The sequence below is a fragment of the Anoxybacillus dikiliensis genome (assembly GCF_050613275.1).
Taxonomy (GTDB): domain Bacteria; phylum Bacillota; class Bacilli; order Bacillales; family Anoxybacillaceae; genus Anoxybacillus.
On sequence record NZ_CP187112.1, the window covers coordinates 2,575,469 to 2,595,989 of the forward strand.

Here is a 20,521-nt window from a genome sequence, read left to right on the forward strand (position 1 = left end):
TCCCTTTTTATTGCACATCATTCATTAATTTGGCTGAAGCTAAAAACTTCACTAACGCTTTGGCAATTTCCGCGCGTGTTATATAACCATTCGGTACAAAACGTTCGTTCTCCCGACCTGTAAAAATGTTAGCTTGATACATTTTTTCTACGCCGTCTGTTGCCCACGACTTAATATGTGCAGCATCTTTGAAATCCGTCACTTTTTTCGACGTATTTAATTGCGTCATGTCATAGTTCAAGAAAGAAAGTTCTAACGCTCGTTTTAGCATGACCGCAGCTTCCGCACGAGTAATTGGAGCGTTTGGTGCGAACAAGCTGTTTCCTTTTCCTTGAATAATTCCATGTTTCACCGCTGCTGCAAGTTCCCCATTTTCGTTAAACCATTCTGTTCCTTTTACATCTTTGAATCGCTTATCGTATGCTTCACCTGGTAAACCTAAAGCACGAACTAATAGCACAGCGAACTGCGCACGCGTCATATTTTCTTTCGGTGCATATATTTGATCTGTTTTTCCTTTAATGATGTACTTTGACGCAAGCGCCTCAATATACGCTTCAGCCCATGTTTTTCCACCGTCTACATCCACAAACGTTTTATGATTTTCAACAACAACATATGTTGAGTTAGTTAATGATTTCACGGTAGCTTGGTCACCGTTAAACACCGTTGGCACAGATACAAGCTTTCCGTTAGCATCGACGCGTACCGCCACTGAGCGATGTGGGATAAACACTTTCGTTCCCTTTAATTCGCGTTCAACGTATTGAGTGAAACGTGTGATTGACTCTGTTTTGTTGTTTGCCGTAGCGACAATGTTAAACTCTACCGCATCTGATACAGCCGATACCCCTTGAGGCGGATTGACTTTCGTCATTTCAATTACAATTTTAATGTTTTCTACGCTTGCACCTAATTTTTGTGCCACTTCAGCTAACTTAGCTTGAATTTCTGCTACAGGCAACTTGTACGATGCTTTATCTGTTTGAACATGAACTACCGCTTTTACTTCCTTTACAGCTACATCACCGAACAATTTCGCAGGTACTTCCGCTTTGGCTACTTCATTTGCCCCAAGCGTTCCAACACCTAACGCAATCTCTTTATTTTGTGCTGACACAAGATTGACGATGTCCGCAATCTTCTCCGCTTTTACTTCTGTTACTTTTTCTTTTTGACCTTTGCTGTTCGTTTGTTCTTTTGTCACCGCGACATCCTGACCGATCGTTACCTTATTCCCATCATTGTTCGTCAAAAATGGAAGGGTTTCATATGGATTTCCAGAAGAAAGGACTGCTTGTACTAATCCCGTCTTCAACTTAGTGCGTTGCGAAGAAGTAAGTTCTTTACTTAAATGCCCATCTAAACGCTGTTTTAACATAAATAAGTCTTCGATGTTAACGCCTAACCCTGTTTTCAAAGTTCCACTAACAAAAGAAATCGAAGGATATTTCTGATCTACCTTTTGACGAATCATGCGAATAAAAGAGTAATACTCGTTAACATCACCCGATAAAGCAGCTTGGATGCCTTGATCCATATGATTCCAAAATTCATTTTCCATCGCCCCTATGTATGTGAGCAAAGCATCAACCGTCAACTCAGGCCCGAAAATTAAAGAAAACTCTGTTGCATACGTACGTTTGAAATGATTTACATTAGCTTCTAAAGTCGTTCCACTACTAAACAATATATTTGCTAGGTCTTTAAACATACGGATTGCCGTTCCAGGGGACGTTTTTTGATCGACGGTCGTCTGAATGTCACCTAAAACATCTGCCCATTGTTCATCACTTAATGCATTCAATTGCGCTTTCGCCACTGCATATACTTCTTTAGTTTCATCATCTAGATGATTGTAAATAGAAACAAGACGACTTAGAAATTCCCCTTGATTTTCTGCGGCAAGCACTTGATATGTGGCGGACGGAAAAGACACAAACATAGGAGTAAGACCTAAACTGACAGCTAGGGAAGCTGATAAAAGTTTCCTAGAGTTTTTACTTTTCATATTACACACCTCAATTTCCTTTGATGTCGACTATATCTATAGAACAATTATAGCAAGCTACAACAATTCTTACCTTGCAAAAAATAAAACTATAATTACTTTTTATGGAAACAAAAAAATTCTCACTAAAAAAAGAAAAATCATGTATGATATACATAGTAATAAAAAGAAAGGGGATTTTTTTAGTGAAAAAATGGATTATCATCTCGTTCAGCATCGTTGTTGTACTTCTCGGAAGTGCGGGAGGCTATTATTACTTTCTTACAAATAAAAAAGTGGATTTAAATGAATTGAAAAAGGAAGACCCAAAGATTGCGGAAATTGTAGAAGAAGAATATGAAGTTTTATTACCTGACGATCTTCCATCGTCTATGCCATCGGAAAAAAGCCAGCAAACGACTTCCACGAAACAAAATACAACGGGGCAAACAAACGATAACGGGGATCAATCATCGCAACATAACGAAACCAAAACAAATAACAAAGATGGGGCAAATAAGCAACAAGGTGGAGCAGATCAACAAAATGAACGAAATGACGAAAGCGGAAACAATGAACAAAGCGAGCCATCCGAGCAAGTAACTGTCGCAAGTATTAAAGAAAAGTACCGCCCTTCTTTTGAATATCTTCAACAACAAGCACATGCGAAAATTGATGCATTAGTCGACCATGCGATTGGAGAATACAAAGAGAAAAAAGCGGCCGGTCAATCGGTCTCCTTTCATTCCTTTTTTGCTAAGTACAATGCAGCAGCGCAAGAGCTCGAGGCAAAAACAGACGCGGCATTCAATGTAGTCTACCATGCATTAGAAAACGAATTGAAAAAGCACGGCTTTAGTCCAAGCCATGCCAAAGAATTTCGCGAAGCTTACGAACAACAAAAGTCAGCTCAGCGAAACGCATTACTAAAAAAAGCACTTAGCAAACTATAAAGGGAGCCGATTCGCTCCCTTTACTCATCTTCATCGCAGTCTTCGCACACTTCAAATATATCATCTTCCCAATCATCTTCATCCCAGTCGTCAAATTCATCATCCCAGTCATCAAACAGTTCTGCTAACCGTTCGTTCACCTTTTCGGCAATGTCTTCAAAGACGCTGTAAAATGCGTCAAGCCGTTTCGATAAGGCGCCCGTGGAAATGTGATATTGCGCAGCGAGCTGTGTTTTCGAAACGTCTTCGTTTAAAATCGCATCCGCCATAACGTAATGGAGCGCTGCCGCATATACTTCTGGCTTTCGAATAACAGGGTGGCACGTTTGACAATATTCAACCCATATGAAACGAGCCGTATCGATGACGGAAGGAGCTTGGCTCGGAAAGTTTTCTTGAAATAATGTAAACACTCGCTCTTGTTTTGGCGACAAGTTTGCTACATCGAAATCAAAAATAGAAAAATGCAATACGTTTTGCAACGTGTCGGGATACATATGAATCCATTGTTCATATTGTTGATCGCATGTTTCCCAAACGTCTTGTATGTATGCGTGCAGCTGCTCCGTCAAAGGACGAGGCAACGGAAAAAACGTCGCAAAAGACGTGACGTATGGACCGTGCGGGACGAAAATGCCTGCGAGCGCTTGTCCTTCTTTTAATTCAAATTCATCAGACATATCAAGCAGTTTCATATGCTTCGTTTCTCCTGTTAGTAAATCGGTTACTGTCGCATGCGAATCGTGCAATTCATCGATGCGGACAAACGTAGGAAACGCTTGCCGCCACGATTGAATGATATGATATACGGTCGGACGGACAGCATGTTTCCGAACGGTGCGCAAGTAATAATCGAAAATCGTCATACCGTTTTCATATCGTTTAAAAAACATAACCCATATACCGATAAAAAAACGAAACACAGGCAACGTTTCTTCATCTGTCTGTTCTTTATGAATACGCGCATCCGCCGCGCGTTGCAAAAACCGTTCATGTTCAAAAGCTGCGTAATGAATGAATTCGTGCATATGTTGAACGACATCTTGATCGACAAGCCCATGAATAGACACAACGTTATTTCCGCAACAATGTTTATATTTTTTCCCGCTTCCGCACGGACATAACGCATTTCGTGCTACTTTATTCATCGTCTTCACCTCAATCTCTTTTTCTTTTATTGTATCACGCCAAACTGGAACAAGATACATCCTTTGTCTCTTTCATTTTAATCATGTACAATAATGGATAAACTACTTACAAAAAAGGAAGAGATACATGATTGGACAAATCGTAACATGGCAAGTAAAAGAACAAAAACCGTTCGGCTACATCGTCACAAATGGAAAGGAAAGCGCCTTGCTTCATGAAAGCCAATGCGAACATGCGCTGCAAATAGACGATGAAGTCGAAGTATTTCTTTATCACGACCACGACGGACGAATGCGCGCAACAATGAAACGACCGCTAATCACAACAACATCATACGGTTGGGTCGACGTCGTCGATGTCGTTCCGAACTTAGGCGTGTTCGTTCATATTGGCATCGAAAAAGACATCTTATTGTCGCTCGACGACTTACCGGCACTTCCGACGCTTTGGCCAGACAAAGGAGATCAATTATACTGTTCGCTTCAAGTAGATAAACGAGGTCGCCTCCTCGCCAAACTTGCTGATGATGACGTAATAAAGCAAATAAGCGTTCCTGCACCTCCTTCTGCGTTTAATGCAAACGTGCGCGGGCGCATTTATCGCCTCATTAAAGCAGGATCGTTTCTCATTACAGATGTCGGATATATCGGGTTTATTCACGAGTCACAAAGAAGACGAGAGCCGCGTCTTGGAGAACTTGTCGAAGGGCGCATCATTGCTGTGAAAGAAGATGGGACGATTAACGTTTCGTTACTTCCGCGCAAACAAGAAAGCTTAGAAAGCGATGCGGAAACGATTTACCATTACCTTAAAAGCCGCGGCGGTGCGATGCCATATAGCGATAAAAGCGACCCGGAAGACATTCAAGCTCGCTTTCATATGAGCAAAGCCGCATTTAAACGCGCACTCGGACGGCTAATGAAAGAAAATAAAGTGTACCAACAAGACGGTTGGACGTACATGAAAGGGAGAGACGAAGAATGATTCGTTTTGCGACAATCGGAACAAACTGGATTACCGAGGCGTTTATTCAAGCGGCGAAACGAGTGCCGTCCTTTCACTTACAAGCCGTTTATTCGCGCCAACAAGAAACAGCCAACGCCTTTGCCGAGAAAACAGGGGCCACACAAACGTTCACCGATTTACACGAGCTTGCCACAAGCGATGATATTGATGCCGTATATATCGCAAGCCCTAATTGTTTTCACGCCGAGCAGGCGATTATGCTTATGAATTACGGCAAACACGTCATATGTGAAAAACCGCTCGCTTCTAACGTCAAAGAAGTGGAAGCAATGATTGAAGCAGCAAGAAAAAATAATGTCGTACTCATGGAAGCGATGAAAACAACGTGCTTGCCAAACTTTCAAGCCATTCAACATCATTTGCCGAAAATCGGGCGCATCCGTCGTTACGTCGCAAGTTATTGCCAATACTCTTCGCGCTACGATGTGTTTAAGCAAGGAACGGTCGCCAACGCCTTCAATCCCGCCTTTTCAAGCGGCGCATTAATGGATCTTGGCGTGTATTGTTTATATCCGCTCGTTGTTTTATTTGGCGAACCAAAAGAAATTCAAGCGCATAGCGTCCTACTATCGTCTGGAGTAGATGGCGAAGGAAGCATCATACTCGATTACGGTGAGATGGATGCAGTTGTTATGTATTCAAAAATCGCAAACTCTTATACCCCTGCCGAAATTCAAGGGGAAAAAGGGACAATCGTAATCGACACGATCCATACCCCAACGCGCGTCCATATTCATTACCGCGACGGGCGTATAGAAGATATAAGCGTTCCGCAGCCGTATGAACCGATGTATTACGAAGCACTCGAGTTTATAACGCTCATCGAACGAGGAGAAAGGGAATCAACAATCAACTCTCACGCTCGTTCGCTCGCAACGATGAAGATTATGGAAGAAGCACGAAAACAAACAGGCATCGTTTTTCCTGCTGACGAACGTTTCGCTTAAAACGAAACGTTCTCTTTTTTTAATTTGTTTTTTTAATTTGTAATGAGTATATTTTTATAAAAATAGGTTCACTATGTTATAATTAAATATAATCATTCATAAATGAGGTGGTATGATGCGCATATACAATTACGAGCTATTGAAACATCTCCCATACTCCATGGAAACGATTCAACTACTGACAAAAATTGATGAATATAAAGGAAAACAAGACTTATACAAAAAACAATCTCCTCAAATACTTGAAACGCTGAAAAATGTAGCAATCATTCAATCAACAAAATCATCAAACGCAATTGAAGGGATTGTTATTACAGATAAACGTCTCAAAAGCATTATGGCTGAACGGACGTTACCGATGGATCGATCGGAAGGAGAGATTGCTGGATACCGAAATGTGTTAAAATTGATCCACGCATCATACGACGCCATTCCGCTATCCCCTTCTATCATTAAACAACTGCATCGCGATTTATACGAGTATGTTCCTTCGCAAGGTGGAGAGTGGAAAAATCAAGATAACTATATAAGTGAAACACTCCCGAATGGTGAAAAGTTTATCCGTTTTATTCCTGTACCAGCTTTCCAAACCGATGAACATATGCGCCTTCTTTGCATGACTTTTCAACATACAACTCAAAAAAGCGACATCCATCCATTAATCGCAATTGCAACCTTCATTTTAGACTTCCTTTGCATTCATCCATTTCACGACGGCAATGGACGGATGTCACGTTTATTAACTCTTCTTTTATTATACAAATTCGGGTACGAAGTCGGTCGCTACATTAGTATGGAAACACTCATCGAAGAAAGTAAAGAAACGTATTACGACGTGCTAAAGCGCTCATCAATCCATTGGCATGAAGGGAAAAATGACATTTTCCCTTGGCTACATTACTTCTTATCGATTATTGTTGCCGCATATAAAAAACTTGAAGAACGTGTTGGCTATATAGAAACAGGTCGCGGAAACAAACGAAAACGCATTCAAGATTTTATTGAAGGAAAAGTTGGGTATTTTACAAAGGGAGATATTCGCCACGCTTATCCTGACATTAGCGAAGCAACAATTAATCGCGTTTTGAATGAATTAAAGGAAGCAAAGAAAATTACACCAATCGGTAAAGGGAGAGGTTCGAAGTGGCGGAAAATAGGCGAATAAGCGAGCAACTATGGTCGCTTATTCGCTTTCCAAACGATCCATAAAACGATCGTTGCTCCGACCATATCGATCATGACGTCAGAAAATAGTGCCGTCCGTTTCGGCTGAAACGATTGATGCCATTCGTCGAAAATGGCACAAAAAAGAGTAAATAACCATGCGAAGCGATAAGAAGCTGTCGCTTTCCACGCAAGAAACGCCATCGTTCCAAACACCGTCATGTGCGCACATTTCCGAACGATGAAATTCCACGAAAATACCCCATCGCTCACAGGACGATTCGTTTCAATTCCAAAATAATTTAACCACTGGCGTATCCATTGCGCGGTTTGCTCCCCAGTAAATAGCGGAGACTCCGTAAAATAGTAAATAAGCCCACACCATATGAACACAAGTCCCCACCATATCAAACGATTTGTTTTCGTCATCTTTTAAGCCCTTTCTACATATGGAAATCTACACATCATTTTACCATTTTCATCGCCTTTGTACGATTGATTTGTTCCATTTGTAAACAACAAACACACATGCTAAAATAAGGGCAAATTGATAAAAAAGGAGCTTTCGTATGTTACAGACGATGTTATCGCAAGAAGTGATGACAAAAGCGGCTCAACGTCTCATAAAGCTTTTACCGTACAAAAAGCATAGCGACGTCATCAAGCGAGCATGGCAACTGTATCGCACAGGACATGTATATAATGTGACGGTAGAAAATGATGTACTAAAAGGGAAGGTGACAGACCGAGGGCATACGTATGAGCCTTCTTTTCGACTGAAACAAGCGGCTGGTTCGTCTTGTTCTTGCACAACAGTCGGATTATGTCCGCACAATGTTGCGTTATTTTTATATGCGTACAATCAAATCGATGCGGTCGGAAACTTGATTCGGCAATGGAAAGAGCCAAATGCAAAACAAAAAAAAGCAGTAAACGATGAAAAGCGAAAAGACATACAAGTAAAACAACAAACCGTTCAGCAACAGAAACCAAATGAGAAAGATGAAAGCAACGCGCCAAACAACGCAAATATCGTTGACGCGTGGTGGCAATCGTTTGAAGAAAAATATCGTCGCATCCCGCTATACGATGTAACGGAAGAAGAACATATGCGCAGGCTCGTTCAATCGTTTTTCCCAACATTCGAACGTCCGACATCTAAAGCATCGTTTTTAGACCATTTATATTATGTCCATGCCGCCTTATTTACATTTATTAAACTTGTTCATATTCCGCAAAAATCATGGGGCTACTTCGCGATCATGCAAGAGCGACATGTGGAACAATTTTCTTCAACCGTCCAACAAGCACTCAAAAATTTAGCGAAAAAACCGCGTACAAAAAGTCATGAACAACTTTTATACGCTACTATCCCATACGTGAGAAACGTATTGTCAGGCGAATTAACGTACTTTAGCCAAATACTAGATGTATACGAAATCATATGGACAACCGTATTGACCGACGAAACATATCGCCAAGAGGAATGTACATGGGCGATTGAGCAGTTAAATAAGAAACAAACCGTAGAAGAAAAAATACCATTTATCGCTGCCGCTTCATACGTATCATTTTTGCTTAAAAACGATCAGCAAGCTTATCAGCTCATTGAACCGTTTCCATATTTAGCAACGGAACATATCGTCCGTTTTATGCATATGTCATTTGCGAAAAAACAAATTCAACGTGGAGTCGAGTGGTTTCATCGGCTCGAACAAAATGTGGAAACGTACTTATATTCGCTTCATATAACTGACCGTGAGTGGTTTGTTCAACATGTACTATCTGCCTATGTCCAATATAGTATCGCTACAAAAAATGAACAAACCGAACGATACGAACAGCTTCTTCAAAAGCTGCTTCCGTACAGCTTTTATACGTACATCGATTACTTATTCGATGAACAAAAATGGAAAGAGCTTATTGAATTATATATGCTTGAAAAAGCAAACGTCGATATGATTCATCCGCTCCATTTAAAAGCAGTCGAACAAGCGGATCATTCGCTCGTTCTTCCGCTTTATCATCAAACGATTATGTATTACATCGAACAAAAAAATCGCAGCGCATACGAACAAGCAATCAAACATTTACGAAAACTACGGGCTCATTACCGTGCTTTAAAACAAATGTCGCGCTGGGAAGCGTATATCGCAACATTAGCTGAACAAACGAAACGATTACGTGCCTTTCAAGATTTATTACGGAAAGGGAAATTCATATGATGCAACTTGAACTAAAAAGCCGCTGGCTTGAGGAACAAAAACAATTTTTCATTTATAGCGACGATACACACCCAAGTAATTGGAGAGGCATCGTTTTTTTATGGCATGAAGAAACGTTTTATGGCACATTCGCCCCTATCGAGACGATTGGGACACATATTGGCGTCCTTCTTTCGCCTTGGGAGGCGCTTACGTTTTTTGCTTATCCATCGTCTAATCGATTTATTCATATGATATGGGACGAACAAAGCAAACAATTTCAAACATGGGCAAAACAAATCATGGGACATATCGAACAAAAACAGCTCATGCCCGACTTTGAAGCGTGGAAAAACGGGCGCTTCGGATGGAAAGGAACAGAAGCGGACGATCATCCATTCGTATCCGTTTGGCGTTCAGAAGCAATCAATGACTGGATTCAATCGGACGTGGAGCTAAAACAAACGTGGCAACAAATCATTGAAACATATCCGCTTATTTCAGGCGACGCTACACCATTTATGGACGAACATGACTGGCTCACCGAAATCGGCTGGGACAAAAACCGCCCGCCATTTATCGTCGCCATTCGTTTAAACGAACCAGAGGAAGACGGAGGGGCGTGGCCGCTCGAAACGGTGCTTATCGACATGGAAACGAATGACATCACCGTGTATCCGCACATGCCAAAAGCTTGGGAGGCATACGCTAGCCATATTGAACGAGCTCAACAACGCTGGCAAACGATCGTTCCATGGCTGAGCGAAAACGGAGCGTTGCGCACGCAACTAAACGAAGAAGAAGCGTTGCGCTTTTTAGTGGAAGCGACAATCGAACTCACCGAAGCAGGCGTTCGCGTTATCGTGCCGGAATGGTGGGAAGTCGTCAAACAAACGCGCCTTCGTGTAAAAGCACGAGTGAAATCATCGGCGACATCTGTATTCGGACTCGATGCACTCGTCGATTTCGACTGGCGCATCGCTACAAACGGCATCGAACTGACGGAGCAGCAATTCGCGGAACTCGTCGAACAAAAGCGCCGCCTCGTGCGCATTCGCGATCAATGGGTGCAACTTGACCCTGCCGTCATTCAACACGTACAAAAGCTGATGAAACGAGCGAAACAAGAAGGTTTATCGCTTCGTGACGTGCTGATGCAAACGCTCGCGGAAAAAACAAACGAACAACATGAAGACGATGAAGCGATTGACATTGAACTAAATCGCTCGTTTGCCACACTCGTACGAAAAATGAAAAACATTGACCATATCCCAAACGTCACCATTCCGAGCACGTTCCATGGCACGTTACGTCCATACCAACAGCGAGGCGTCGACTGGCTCATCTTTTTACGCCAGCTCGGTTTTGGTGGCTGTTTAGCAGACGATATGGGTCTTGGGAAAACGATACAAATGCTAGCCTATCTCGCCTATGTGAAAGAAAACGAGAAACGAAACGGCCCTGCTTTACTTATTTGTCCAACGAGCGTCATCGGCAATTGGCAAAAAGAATGTCAGCAATTCGTTCCGTCTTTAACTGTCTACGTTCATCACGGATCCACTCGTGGACATGGAGATACGTTTATCGAAAAAGCAAAAAGCTGTGATCTTGTCATTACATCATACAGTTTGGCTCATTTAGATTTCGACGACCTCGCAAGCATCGATTGGGATGTCATTTGTTTAGATGAAGCACAAAACATTAAAAATGCCCAAACGAAACAAGCGCGTGCCATTCGTAAACTAAAAGGGCGTCATAAAATTGCGCTCACCGGCACGCCGATCGAAAACCGTTTAAACGAACTGTGGAGCATTTTCCATTTCTTAAATCCGGGCTATTTAGGATCGCAAACCGAGTTTCAGCGCCAATTTGCGACGCCAATTGAGAAAAATGGGGATAAACAAGCGACCGAACGTTTACAAAAGCTTATTCGTCCATTTTTATTGCGGCGAACAAAAACAGATGAACGTATTGCGCTCGACCTGCCTGATAAACTCGAACAAAAAGAATATTGCCCGCTCACCGTCGAGCAAGCATCCTTATACGAACAAATTGTGCAACAGTCGCTTGAAAAACTCGAACAAGTCGATGGGTTTGCGCGACGCGGCATCATTTTACAAATGTTAAACAGCCTAAAACAACTATGCAACCATCCAGCACTATACTTAAAAGAAAAACATCCGAAGCAAATCGTCGAGCGATCGCATAAAGTAGAAAAGCTGCTTGAACTTGTCGGGCAAATTCGCGAAAACGGGGAAAGTTGCTTAATCTTTACCCAGTACATTCAAATGGGCGAGATGATCCAACACCTTCTTTCTACGCATTTGAAAGAAACGGTCGTCTTTTTAAACGGCAGCACGCCAAAACAAACGCGCGATGAAATGATTGAACAATTTCAAAACGGACAGTTTCATATATTCATTTTATCGCTCAAAGCAGGCGGAACAGGGCTAAACTTAACAGCCGCCAACCACGTCATTCATTTTGACCGTTGGTGGAATCCGGCCGTTGAAAACCAAGCGACCGACCGAGCATATCGCATCGGGCAAACGAAATTTGTTCATGTGCATAAATTCATTACAACTGGTACGATTGAAGAAAAAATTGATGATATGCTTGAGAAAAAGCAGTCGCTCAATGAACAGCTCATCCAAAGTGAAACGTGGATTACCGAACTGTCCAACGAACAATTACGTGAACTATTTACGCTTTCATGAGGTGAAATATGGCAAAGAAAAAAGGAACGAAGCAACAAACATTATGGGAAAAACTGCTTGAACAAATGGCCAAAAAACTAGAAGAATCGAGTAGGAGGAGGTGATTAACCTCCGTCCTCTCACACCACCGTACGTACGGTTCCGTATACGGCGGTTCAATCAAGATAAGTGACGCAAGAATTCGTAACGCTCTTGTAGACTTTTGAGCCCTTGGTCATTCCAGTAGGAGTTTCCAAGGGTTTTGTGTAAGATGGGGCTATTTGAAATACGCCAGTATCCTTTCCGACTATTCCCCCATTCATAGGCTTTCCACGAAGGAACTCCCAATTTGATCAAGTTTCGCACCCTCGTTTTTGCTGTTTTCCAATTCTTCCACAAGCACATGCGAAGTCTTCGACGAATCCATCCATCTAGTTTCCGAAAGATTGATTTCGTATCCGCCAGCGCAAAGTATCCACACCATCCTAATACATACTGATTCAGTTTCTGAATCCGATATTCCATGGGATATGGCATTCTCCTAGAGGTGATTTCTCGTACTTTCTTTTTCATTCGTTTCAGGCTTTCTTTTGCGATTCGAACGTTTGGTTCCTTTGCGTTGGTGAAGCTAAATCCAAGGAATTTTCGTTTCCATGGACGGTCTACTGCCGACTTTTTCTCATTCACTTTCAAGCGGAGTTTGCGTTCAATGAATCGTTGAACGCTTGCCATTGTTCGTTCTCCTGCTCTTTTTGATTTTACGTAAATGTTACAGTCATCTGCGTAACGAACGAATTTATGTCCTCTCTTTTCTAATTCTTTATCCAACTCGTCAAGAACGATGTTTGAAAGGAGCGGACTTAATGGACCACCTTGTGGTGTCCCTTTTTCTGTACTTGAAACCACTCCATGAATCATGACACCCGACTGCAGGTATTTGCGGATTAATTTCAATAACGGTTTATCGTGGATTCTTTTCGCCAATGTGTTCATGAGTCTGTCGTGGTTGACCTGATCAAAGAACTTTTCTAAATCCATGTCTACAACCCATCGGTATCCCTCTTTGATATATCCTTGTGCTTTCCTCACTGCATCATGGGCGCTTCGATTTGGGCGAAAGCCATAGCTATGTTCAGAAAACATGGGGTCATATATCTTCGACAATACTTGGGCAATTGCCTGTTGAATCAAACGGTCTGTCACGGTTGGGATACCTAGTAACCGAACACCGCCATCATGTTTCGGGATTTCGACTCTTCGGACAGGCATCGGTTCATAGGTACCTTTGAGAATCGCCTCTTTGATGGACTGCCAGTTTTCGACGATATGCGTTCGTAGGTTTTGTACGGGCATCATATCTACTCCGTGGCTTCCCTTATTCTGTTCTACTCGTTTCAATGCGAGAAGCATGTTCTCCCGTGACAGGATTTGATTCAAAAGCATCGTTCTTCTTCCTTCCGTAAATAGCTGATCTTCTTATGCCAGTCGTCACTCCACCCTCCAACAGATCCCCCACGGGATTCACCGTTTCCTTTCTCTTGGTAGGTTCTATGTTTTCTGTGTTCATCATGACGAACTGAATGCCAAGGGCTATTTTCTCTTGATTGTTCAGTCCTTCCGAATCGTTCTAGACCGATTCGTACTATGACCTCTGCTGACTTCTGATGGTTCAGCTACCTATCACTAAGTAGGTTATGAAGCGTACTTCACGTATCCATCAGACCTCCTCGGGTAAGAGTGCAATCTTTCCTTCCATCTATCTGCTTCATTTACTCTGTATCACCTTCGGCAGAAAGGACTTTGTTTTGTCATGCAAACTCATCCAATGATACCTAGCCTTGTATGAAGTTCGTGTTCCTCAGACCGGAAGTTTGCCGCTCGCTTCCTTCAGATTCCGCGTCACCACGGACACCCTTGCGTTAAGCTAACTGCTACTTCTGCCTTCGCAGTTCGGGACTTTCACCCTAGAGATTGCACCCATGCCGAGCGCACACGAAAAAAATAAACAGCCGACGCGACCGGCTGTTTATTTTTGCATATAAAACTTTCTCGGTAACGTAAAGCTGTACACGACCGGGATAACAAATAACGTCAACAACGTGCTGCTCAATAGTCCACCAATGACAGTAATCGCCATCGGCTGATTAAGCTCCGCCCCGTCACCGATGCCAAAGGCGAGCGGCAACAGCCCTAAAATTGTCGTTAACGCCGTCATTAAAATCGGGCGAAGACGAAGCTTGACCGCTGTGACAATAATGTCTCGCTCTCCGCGCGCACGCAATTGATTCATATAATCGACAAGGACAATCGCATTGTTGACGACAATACCGGCAAGTACGATACCGCCGATAATGACCATGACGCTTACTGGCGTCTGCGTCAACAATAATCCGCCCGCAATTCCGACGATCATTAACGGAATCGTAAACATAATGATGAACGGATGTTTAAACGACTCAAACTGCGCCGCCATGACGAGATATACAAACGTAACCGCCAATCCGAAAGCTAACGCTAAATCGTCAAGCGACGACTCAAGCAACTCCCGATCGCCGCTAAAGACGATGTCCGTCTCAGCTGGAAGATCGAGCTTTGCGATTTCACGGTCGACAAGCGCCGATATGTCGCCAAGCGTCACTGAACTTTTATATTTCACAGTAAACTGAACGGCACTTTGTTCATTTACTCGCTGAATTTGGACACGGCTTTTTCCAACGGTAACCGAAGCAATGTCGCCAAGTTTTACAAACGTCCCGTCCGGTTTTTTCACAAGCAATTGCTTTAAGTCAGACACGGAATTTTTCACATTTTCATCGTATTCGACCGTCACATCGTACACGTTCGCGCTCGCATCAATGATGCGTGTCGCCGTCATTCCGCGCGTCATTTGTTGAGCAGCGATGGCGACTTGCGCAGGGGTCAAACCGTTTCGCAACGCTTTCTCACGGTCAATCTTCACTTGAATTTCGTCCACTTTTTCAGATAAATCGTGCGACACTTCTTTTACTTGTTTTAACGAAGCGAGCCGTTTTTCAATTTGACTAACGACTTCTTTCAACCTTTTCTCATCCGTATCTTTTACGCTAAATGTTAACGTATTTGGCGCACTTCCTGTCGACGCTTGCAAGTTAAACGATACTTCCGCTGTTTGATTTACGTTTTTCACCGCTTGCTGCACAGGTGCTTTTAATTTATCAACGACAACAAACACAGACCGATTCCGCTTATCTTTCGGCTTCATTTTCACATATATTTCGGCGACGTTCGTTTGCGTCGTTCCGCGAAACGACTGTTCTTGCGTCGAGCCGATGAGACTCACATACGTCTCAATCTCATCGACTTTCTTTAACTCATGTTCAATCGCCGCCACGACGCGCTCTGTCGCTTGCAGCGAAGCTCCATTATCTGTTTGTACACGAATCGAGAAAAACCCTTCATCTGTATTCGGCAAAAACTGCATGCCTACTTTCGTTAGCCCGACAACGCCGACGCCAAGCAGTCCAACCGCTGACAATAACACGATAAAACGATGGCGCAATGCCCAACGAACACTTTTTTCCAGCGCGCGCATCGGAGCGGAAGATAATCGCGCTTCTTCGCGATACCGTCTGCGCGGGCGCAACCAACGGCTCGCAAGCATCGGCACAACCGTCAGCGCAACAAATAACGATGCTAGTAAACTAAACGCAATCGTTAGCGCAAACTCGGTAAATAAATCTCCAATTAAACCGGTAATAAATAATACAGGGACGAATACAGCGACGCTCGTTAACGTCGATGCGACAATGGCGGTTCCGACCTCGCTTACGCCATCTTTCGCTGCTTCTTTCGGATCTTTTCCCATCGCTAAATGACGGGAAATGTTTTCAATGACGACAATCGAGTTGTCGACAAGCATGCCGATTCCGAGCGCCAACCCGCCAAGCGTCATAATATTTAGCGTAAAGTCGGAAAAATACATTAAAACGAACGTCACAATAACCGAATACGGAATAGCGATGCCGATAATGATCGGGCTTTTTATATTTCGCAAAAATAAAAACAACACAGCCATCGCAAACGCGCCGCCTAAAACGAGCGACTGTGCGATGTTGCGGATCGTTCGTTGAATAAACTCCCCTTGGTCAAATAATATATCAACGTGTACGTTTTTAAATTGTTCTTTTTTCAATAATTTGTCCAACTGCTTTTGGAACGCTTCGGACACTTCTGCTGTGTTCGCATCTGCCTTTTGCAGCACGCTCATCAGCACAGACGGCTGTTCATTCGTTCGTGTAATCGTTTGTTGTTTTTCCGAAACGAGCTCCACTTTTGCTACATCTTGTAGACGAATGCGTTCATTTGTGAGCGGATTGATCGCAATGACAAGCTTTTTTAGTTCATCGACCGATTGCACGGTGCTTAAAATGCGCGTCGATAGTTGCCGCTCGTCGATGACAACCGTTTCTCCCGGAAACGACACGTTATTAGCTGAAATAAGATTAGCGATATCTTGTTGCGACAGGCGATATGTACGAAGCTTATTTGGATCTACGAGCACGCGCACCCGTTTCGTTAACGTGCCCGATACGTTCACGCTAGCCACCCCTTCTGTTTTTGCTAGCTCTGCTTTTAACTGTTGCGCTAACGCATTCAACTCGCCCGTTCCATCTTTGCTCGTTAACGTCATTTGAATAATCGGAAACTGCGACGGGTCAAATTTCAAAAATCGCGGCTTTTGCACATCATCTGGAAGCGGCGCTTGGTCAATGCGCTGCATGACATCATTTTGGATGTCATCAATAACCGTCGCCCATGAAAACTGCAACAAAATGAGTGTCGATCCTTCTTGCGACGTCGAAGTTATCGTTTTTAGCCCCGGCAACGTCGCTAAGCTGCTTTCTAACGGCTTCGTCACTTTTTCTAACACTTCTGTTGGGCCTGCTCCCGAATACGTTGCCACAACTACACCGACAGGGGGCTGAATATCAGGAATTAACTTCATCGGAATATTTAACAACGATACCGCCCCTAAAAGAATGACGATCACCATCGACACAAATGTGAGCACAGGGCGTCGAATGGAAAAGTGGCTAATGCCCATTATATCTCCCCCCATGTTTGTTCTAATGATAGAGTAACGAACACATAAATCCATTGTCAAATTTGGAAACAAACGAAAAAGAGGCTGAAACGTCTTCAACCTCTTTGCTTATTATGCCAATTCCAAGCAGTTGTAATGATGTCCTCTAACGAACGGGTCGCTTGCCAACCAAGTTCGCGGGCAATTTTTTCGGATGAAGCAACGAGTCGAGCTGGATCTCCTGGACGGCGCGCTGTATATTCAATCGTTGCTTTTTTCCCTGTGACGCGCTCGCACATGTCGATTACCTCTTTCACCGAATAGCCGAGCCCGTTGCCAAGGTTGTATACAGCCGTCTTTTTCTCATCAGAAAGAAGGGCATGCAAGGCGAGAATGTGCGCCTCCGCTAAATCGGTCACATGAATGTAATCGCGAATACATGTGCCATCTGGCGTATCGTAATCTGTGCCAAACACTGAAATTTTATCGCGCAATCCAAGCAAATGTTGCAAAATAAGCGGAATTAAATGTGTTTCTGGGTTATGATCCTCCCCGATTTCACCGCTTATATGCGCACCTGCCGCATTAAAATAGCGCAAGACGACGTAACGTAAATCGTACGCTGATGCAAAATCAGAAAGCATATGCTCGATCATTAACTTTGAGCGACCGTACGGATTAATTGGGTTTGTCGGACAATCTTCCGTAATAAGATCAACGTTTGGAATGCCATACACCGCCGCTGTCGATGAAAAAATAAAACGCTTGATGCCGTATTCCATCATCGTTTCCAATAATGTCAGCGTCGCTGCAACATTGTTTTTATAATATTTCATCGGCTCAACGACCGACTCGCCTACTAAACTATTTGCGGCAAAATGCATGACCGCATCGATCGGATATTTTTCAAACACGCGTACAAGCGTCGCCCGATCGCCTAAATCGCCATGAACGAACACCGCTCGTTTGTCAACGAGATGACGATGCCCTGTCGATAAATTATCAAGCACGACGACCGGCTTCGTTTCGACTAACTCCTTTACCACATGGCTGCCGATATATCCTGCCCCACCAACAACTAAAATCATACAATATCTCCTTTCCTTGTCATACACTTCAATTTTATCACACATATATAGGAAAGATGGACTTATTTTATATTCGTTATCGGTTTTCGTCCGATCGAGTAATATTCAATTGGGTAGCGCGCTACATCATCGAGCGCATAACAATTGCGCCCGTCAAAAATAATCGGCGTTTTCATTTGCTCGACGTATACAGATAAGTCCAACTGGCGAAATTCATCCCATTCCGTTAAAATCATCGCCGCATCCGCACGTTCAAGCGCCTGTTCTACCCGATCTGCATATATGACTTCTTTCGGCAGCACATGTGCCGCCTTCCCCATCGCAATCGGGTCATACGCAACGACGATCGCCTGTTCCGCAAGTAGCTCGCGCGCAACGACAAGCGATGCAGCTTCCCGCATATCGTCTGTATTTGGCTTAAACGATAAACCGAGAAGGGCGATTTTTTTGCCTTGAAGATGTCCAAAACGTTTTTTTGCTTTTTCAATGAGCTTTCGCTGTTGTTTATTGTTTACTTCAATGACTGCTTTCAGCAGTTCAAAATCATGATCGATATTTGCGGCGATTTTTGCCAATGCTTTCGTATCTTTCGGAAAACAAGAGCCTCCATAGCCGATGCCAGCGCGCAAAAACGAGGAGCCGATGCGCGCATCCATCCCCATACCAGCCGCCACTTGTTCAATGTCCGCCCCAACTTTTTCACATATGTTCGCAATTTCGTTAATAAAACTAATTTTCGTTGCTAAAAAGGCGTTCGAGGCGTACTTAATCATTTCCGCACTTCGAATGTCCGTTTGAAAAATCGGAATGCCAAACGGCCGATGAATGTCGGCAACGACTGCCGCTGCCCGTTCATCATCCGCCCCGATCACGATGCGATCGCCATGAAACGTATCGTGAATGGCAGAACCTTCCCGTAAAAATTCAGGGTTCGACACGACTTCGATACGTACATGTGGAGCGAGCTCCGCAAACATGCGCTTCATCTCGTGATTCGTCCCGATCGGCACCGTACTTTTTGTCACAACGATGACATCTTTTATGACCGCCGCCGCAATGTCTTTCACCGCTTGCTTTAAATATGTTAAATTCGCTGATCCGTCCTCGTTTTCCGGCGTGCCGACCGCCACATAAATGACGTCTGCCTCCCGAAATGCACGCGCACCGTCCGTCGTAAAAAACAATCGCCCAGCGTCCATATTTTCTTTCATAAACGGCTCAATGCCCGGCTCATAAATGGGTGAAATGCCTCGTCGCATTCGCTCCACTTTTTCTTTATCGACATCAACGCACGTCACCCGATGTCCGATATGCGCTAGCGCCACCCCCGTCACTAAGCCAACATAACCTGTGCCAACTACCGCAATGTTCATATCCGACCTCCGTGCCCTTTTTCTTTCAGTGTACACAAATACGAACACTTTTGCACGGTACAGCTATTCTGAAAAATACTTTTCAAAAAATAAACCATTTCACTTATAAAAAAGTGAACATTTGTCTATGATTATAGTAAAAGGACAGAGGAGGTTGATAGGATATGCCAACTGCATGGGAAACATTAAAAAAGATTACAAAATTATCAGATTACGAGACATTACCTGCTTCGCTCCGCCACGAGATTGAAAAAACTTTAGAACAAGTCAAGAAAGCCGAAACAATTTATCAATTAAAAATCCAGTTGCGCGGTATTCGTCCACCGATTTGGCGACGTGTGCTCGTCCCAAGCGACATAACATTCGATCAGCTCCATCTCATTATCCAAGAGGCGATGGGATGGGGAAATTACCATCTGTATCAGTTCGAAACAAGTGATGCGATCATTGACGTCCCGCATCCAGATGATCGATTTATGACTCTTTGGAAGGATAAGCTCGATTCACGAAAAACACCGATTAAAAAATATTTAAGTAAAGAGAAACAAAAAGTGCTATATACGTATGACTTCGGAGACAACTGGGATCATATCATTACATTGGAAAAAATCGAAAAGCGAATCGAACCGTTAACACATCCGATTTGTATCAAAGGATCACGAGCATGCCCTCCCGAAGATGTTGGTGGGGTTTGGGGCTACCAAGATGCGATCGATATGATGAAGGACGATACGCGAAAACAAGAACGTCAAGAGTTTTTAGAATGGTATGACGAATGGTACGGGGACGACTTTGATCCAGAGCGCTTTGACATCGAAGAAGTAAACCAACGACTTGTGACCATTCGCTTCAAGTAGCGCGAAAATGTG

General features: G+C 43.4%; 14 protein-coding genes. 7 read left to right on the forward strand and 7 right to left on the reverse strand.

Annotated elements, in window-relative coordinates; all coding sequences use genetic code 11:
- Positions 1-7: 7 nt before the first annotated feature.
- Complete coding sequence (locus tag ACPF7I_RS13440) at positions 8-2,011, reverse strand: S-layer homology domain-containing protein (RefSeq protein WP_430745744.1); 2,004 nt, start codon at positions 2,009-2,011, stop codon at positions 8-10.
- Between the two features lie 185 nt (positions 2,012-2,196).
- On the opposite strand from ACPF7I_RS13440, the gene ACPF7I_RS13445 reads away from it, so the two are divergent.
- Positions 2,197-2,943 carry a hypothetical protein gene (locus ACPF7I_RS13445; protein ID WP_430745742.1) on the forward strand — a complete coding sequence of 249 codons (747 nt, stop codon included), beginning with the start codon at positions 2,197-2,199 and terminating at the stop codon, positions 2,941-2,943.
- Positions 2,944-2,963: 20 nt separating this feature from the next.
- Here ACPF7I_RS13445 and ACPF7I_RS13450 read toward each other — a convergent pair whose 3' ends face one another.
- A complete protein-coding gene (locus tag ACPF7I_RS13450) occupies positions 2,964-4,151 on the reverse strand; it encodes a YecA family protein (protein WP_430745741.1) in 1,188 nt (395 codons plus the stop codon).
- Between the two features lie 67 nt (positions 4,152-4,218).
- Here ACPF7I_RS13450 and ACPF7I_RS13455 point away from each other — a divergent pair, with 67 nt between their 5' ends.
- The 3 genes from ACPF7I_RS13455 to ACPF7I_RS13465 all read left to right on the forward strand — a co-directional run bounded on the left by ACPF7I_RS13455 (position 4,219) and on the right by ACPF7I_RS13465 (position 7,230).
- Positions 4,219-5,076 carry a CvfB family protein gene (locus ACPF7I_RS13455; protein WP_430745739.1) on the forward strand — a complete coding sequence of 286 codons (858 nt, stop codon included), beginning with the start codon at positions 4,219-4,221 and terminating at the stop codon, positions 5,074-5,076.
- The gene (locus ACPF7I_RS13460) at positions 5,073-6,065 is read left to right on the forward strand and encodes a Gfo/Idh/MocA family protein (protein WP_430745737.1); all 993 of its coding nucleotides are present in this window, start codon (positions 5,073-5,075) and stop codon (positions 6,063-6,065) included. Before ACPF7I_RS13455 ends, ACPF7I_RS13460 begins: the two co-directional genes overlap by 4 nt.
- Positions 6,066-6,177: 112 nt before the next feature.
- On the forward strand, positions 6,178-7,230 hold the full coding sequence (locus ACPF7I_RS13465; protein WP_430745736.1) for a Fic family protein: 1,053 nt from the start codon (positions 6,178-6,180) through the stop codon (positions 7,228-7,230).
- 8 nt (positions 7,231-7,238) lie between these two features.
- Here the strand turns inward: ACPF7I_RS13465 and ACPF7I_RS13470 are convergent, their stop codons facing one another.
- Positions 7,239-7,658: a VanZ family protein gene (locus tag ACPF7I_RS13470; RefSeq protein ID WP_430745734.1), complete on the reverse strand. Its 420-nt coding sequence runs from the start codon at positions 7,656-7,658 to the stop codon at positions 7,239-7,241.
- Between the two features lie 140 nt (positions 7,659-7,798).
- On the opposite strand from ACPF7I_RS13470, the gene ACPF7I_RS13475 reads away from it, so the two are divergent.
- Positions 7,799-9,454, forward strand: coding sequence for an SWIM zinc finger family protein (locus ACPF7I_RS13475; protein ID WP_430745733.1), 1,656 nt, complete (start codon positions 7,799-7,801; stop codon positions 9,452-9,454).
- Entirely contained in the window at positions 9,454-12,150 is a 2,697-nt protein-coding gene (locus ACPF7I_RS13480) for a DEAD/DEAH box helicase (RefSeq protein ID WP_430746029.1), read from the forward strand. The genes ACPF7I_RS13475 and ACPF7I_RS13480 overlap by 1 nt, the downstream gene beginning before the upstream one ends.
- 159 nt (positions 12,151-12,309) lie before the next feature.
- Here the strand turns inward: ACPF7I_RS13480 and ltrA are convergent, their stop codons facing one another.
- The 4 genes from ltrA to ACPF7I_RS13500 all read right to left on the reverse strand — a co-directional run bounded on the left by ltrA (position 12,310) and on the right by ACPF7I_RS13500 (position 19,652).
- Positions 12,310-13,572, reverse strand: a complete 1,263-nt coding sequence (gene ltrA / locus ACPF7I_RS13485; protein ID WP_430744401.1) for a group II intron reverse transcriptase/maturase — start codon at positions 13,570-13,572, stop codon at positions 12,310-12,312.
- A gap of 583 nt (positions 13,573-14,155) precedes the next feature.
- Positions 14,156-17,212, reverse strand: a complete 3,057-nt coding sequence (locus ACPF7I_RS13490; protein ID WP_430745731.1) for an efflux RND transporter permease subunit — start codon at positions 17,210-17,212, stop codon at positions 14,156-14,158.
- Positions 17,213-17,307: 95 nt separating this feature from the next.
- Positions 17,308-18,279: a UDP-glucose 4-epimerase GalE gene (galE, locus tag ACPF7I_RS13495; protein ID WP_430745730.1), complete on the reverse strand. Its 972-nt coding sequence runs from the start codon at positions 18,277-18,279 to the stop codon at positions 17,308-17,310.
- Positions 18,280-18,341: 62 nt separating this feature from the next.
- The gene (locus ACPF7I_RS13500; protein WP_430745728.1) at positions 18,342-19,652 is read right to left on the reverse strand and encodes a UDP-glucose dehydrogenase family protein; all 1,311 of its coding nucleotides are present in this window, start codon (positions 19,650-19,652) and stop codon (positions 18,342-18,344) included.
- A 164-nt stretch (positions 19,653-19,816) separates the two neighbouring features.
- Here ACPF7I_RS13500 and ACPF7I_RS13505 point away from each other — a divergent pair, with 164 nt between their 5' ends.
- Complete coding sequence (locus ACPF7I_RS13505) at positions 19,817-20,509, forward strand: plasmid pRiA4b ORF-3 family protein (protein ID WP_430745726.1); 693 nt, start codon at positions 19,817-19,819, stop codon at positions 20,507-20,509.
- Positions 20,510-20,521 lie beyond the last annotated feature (12 nt).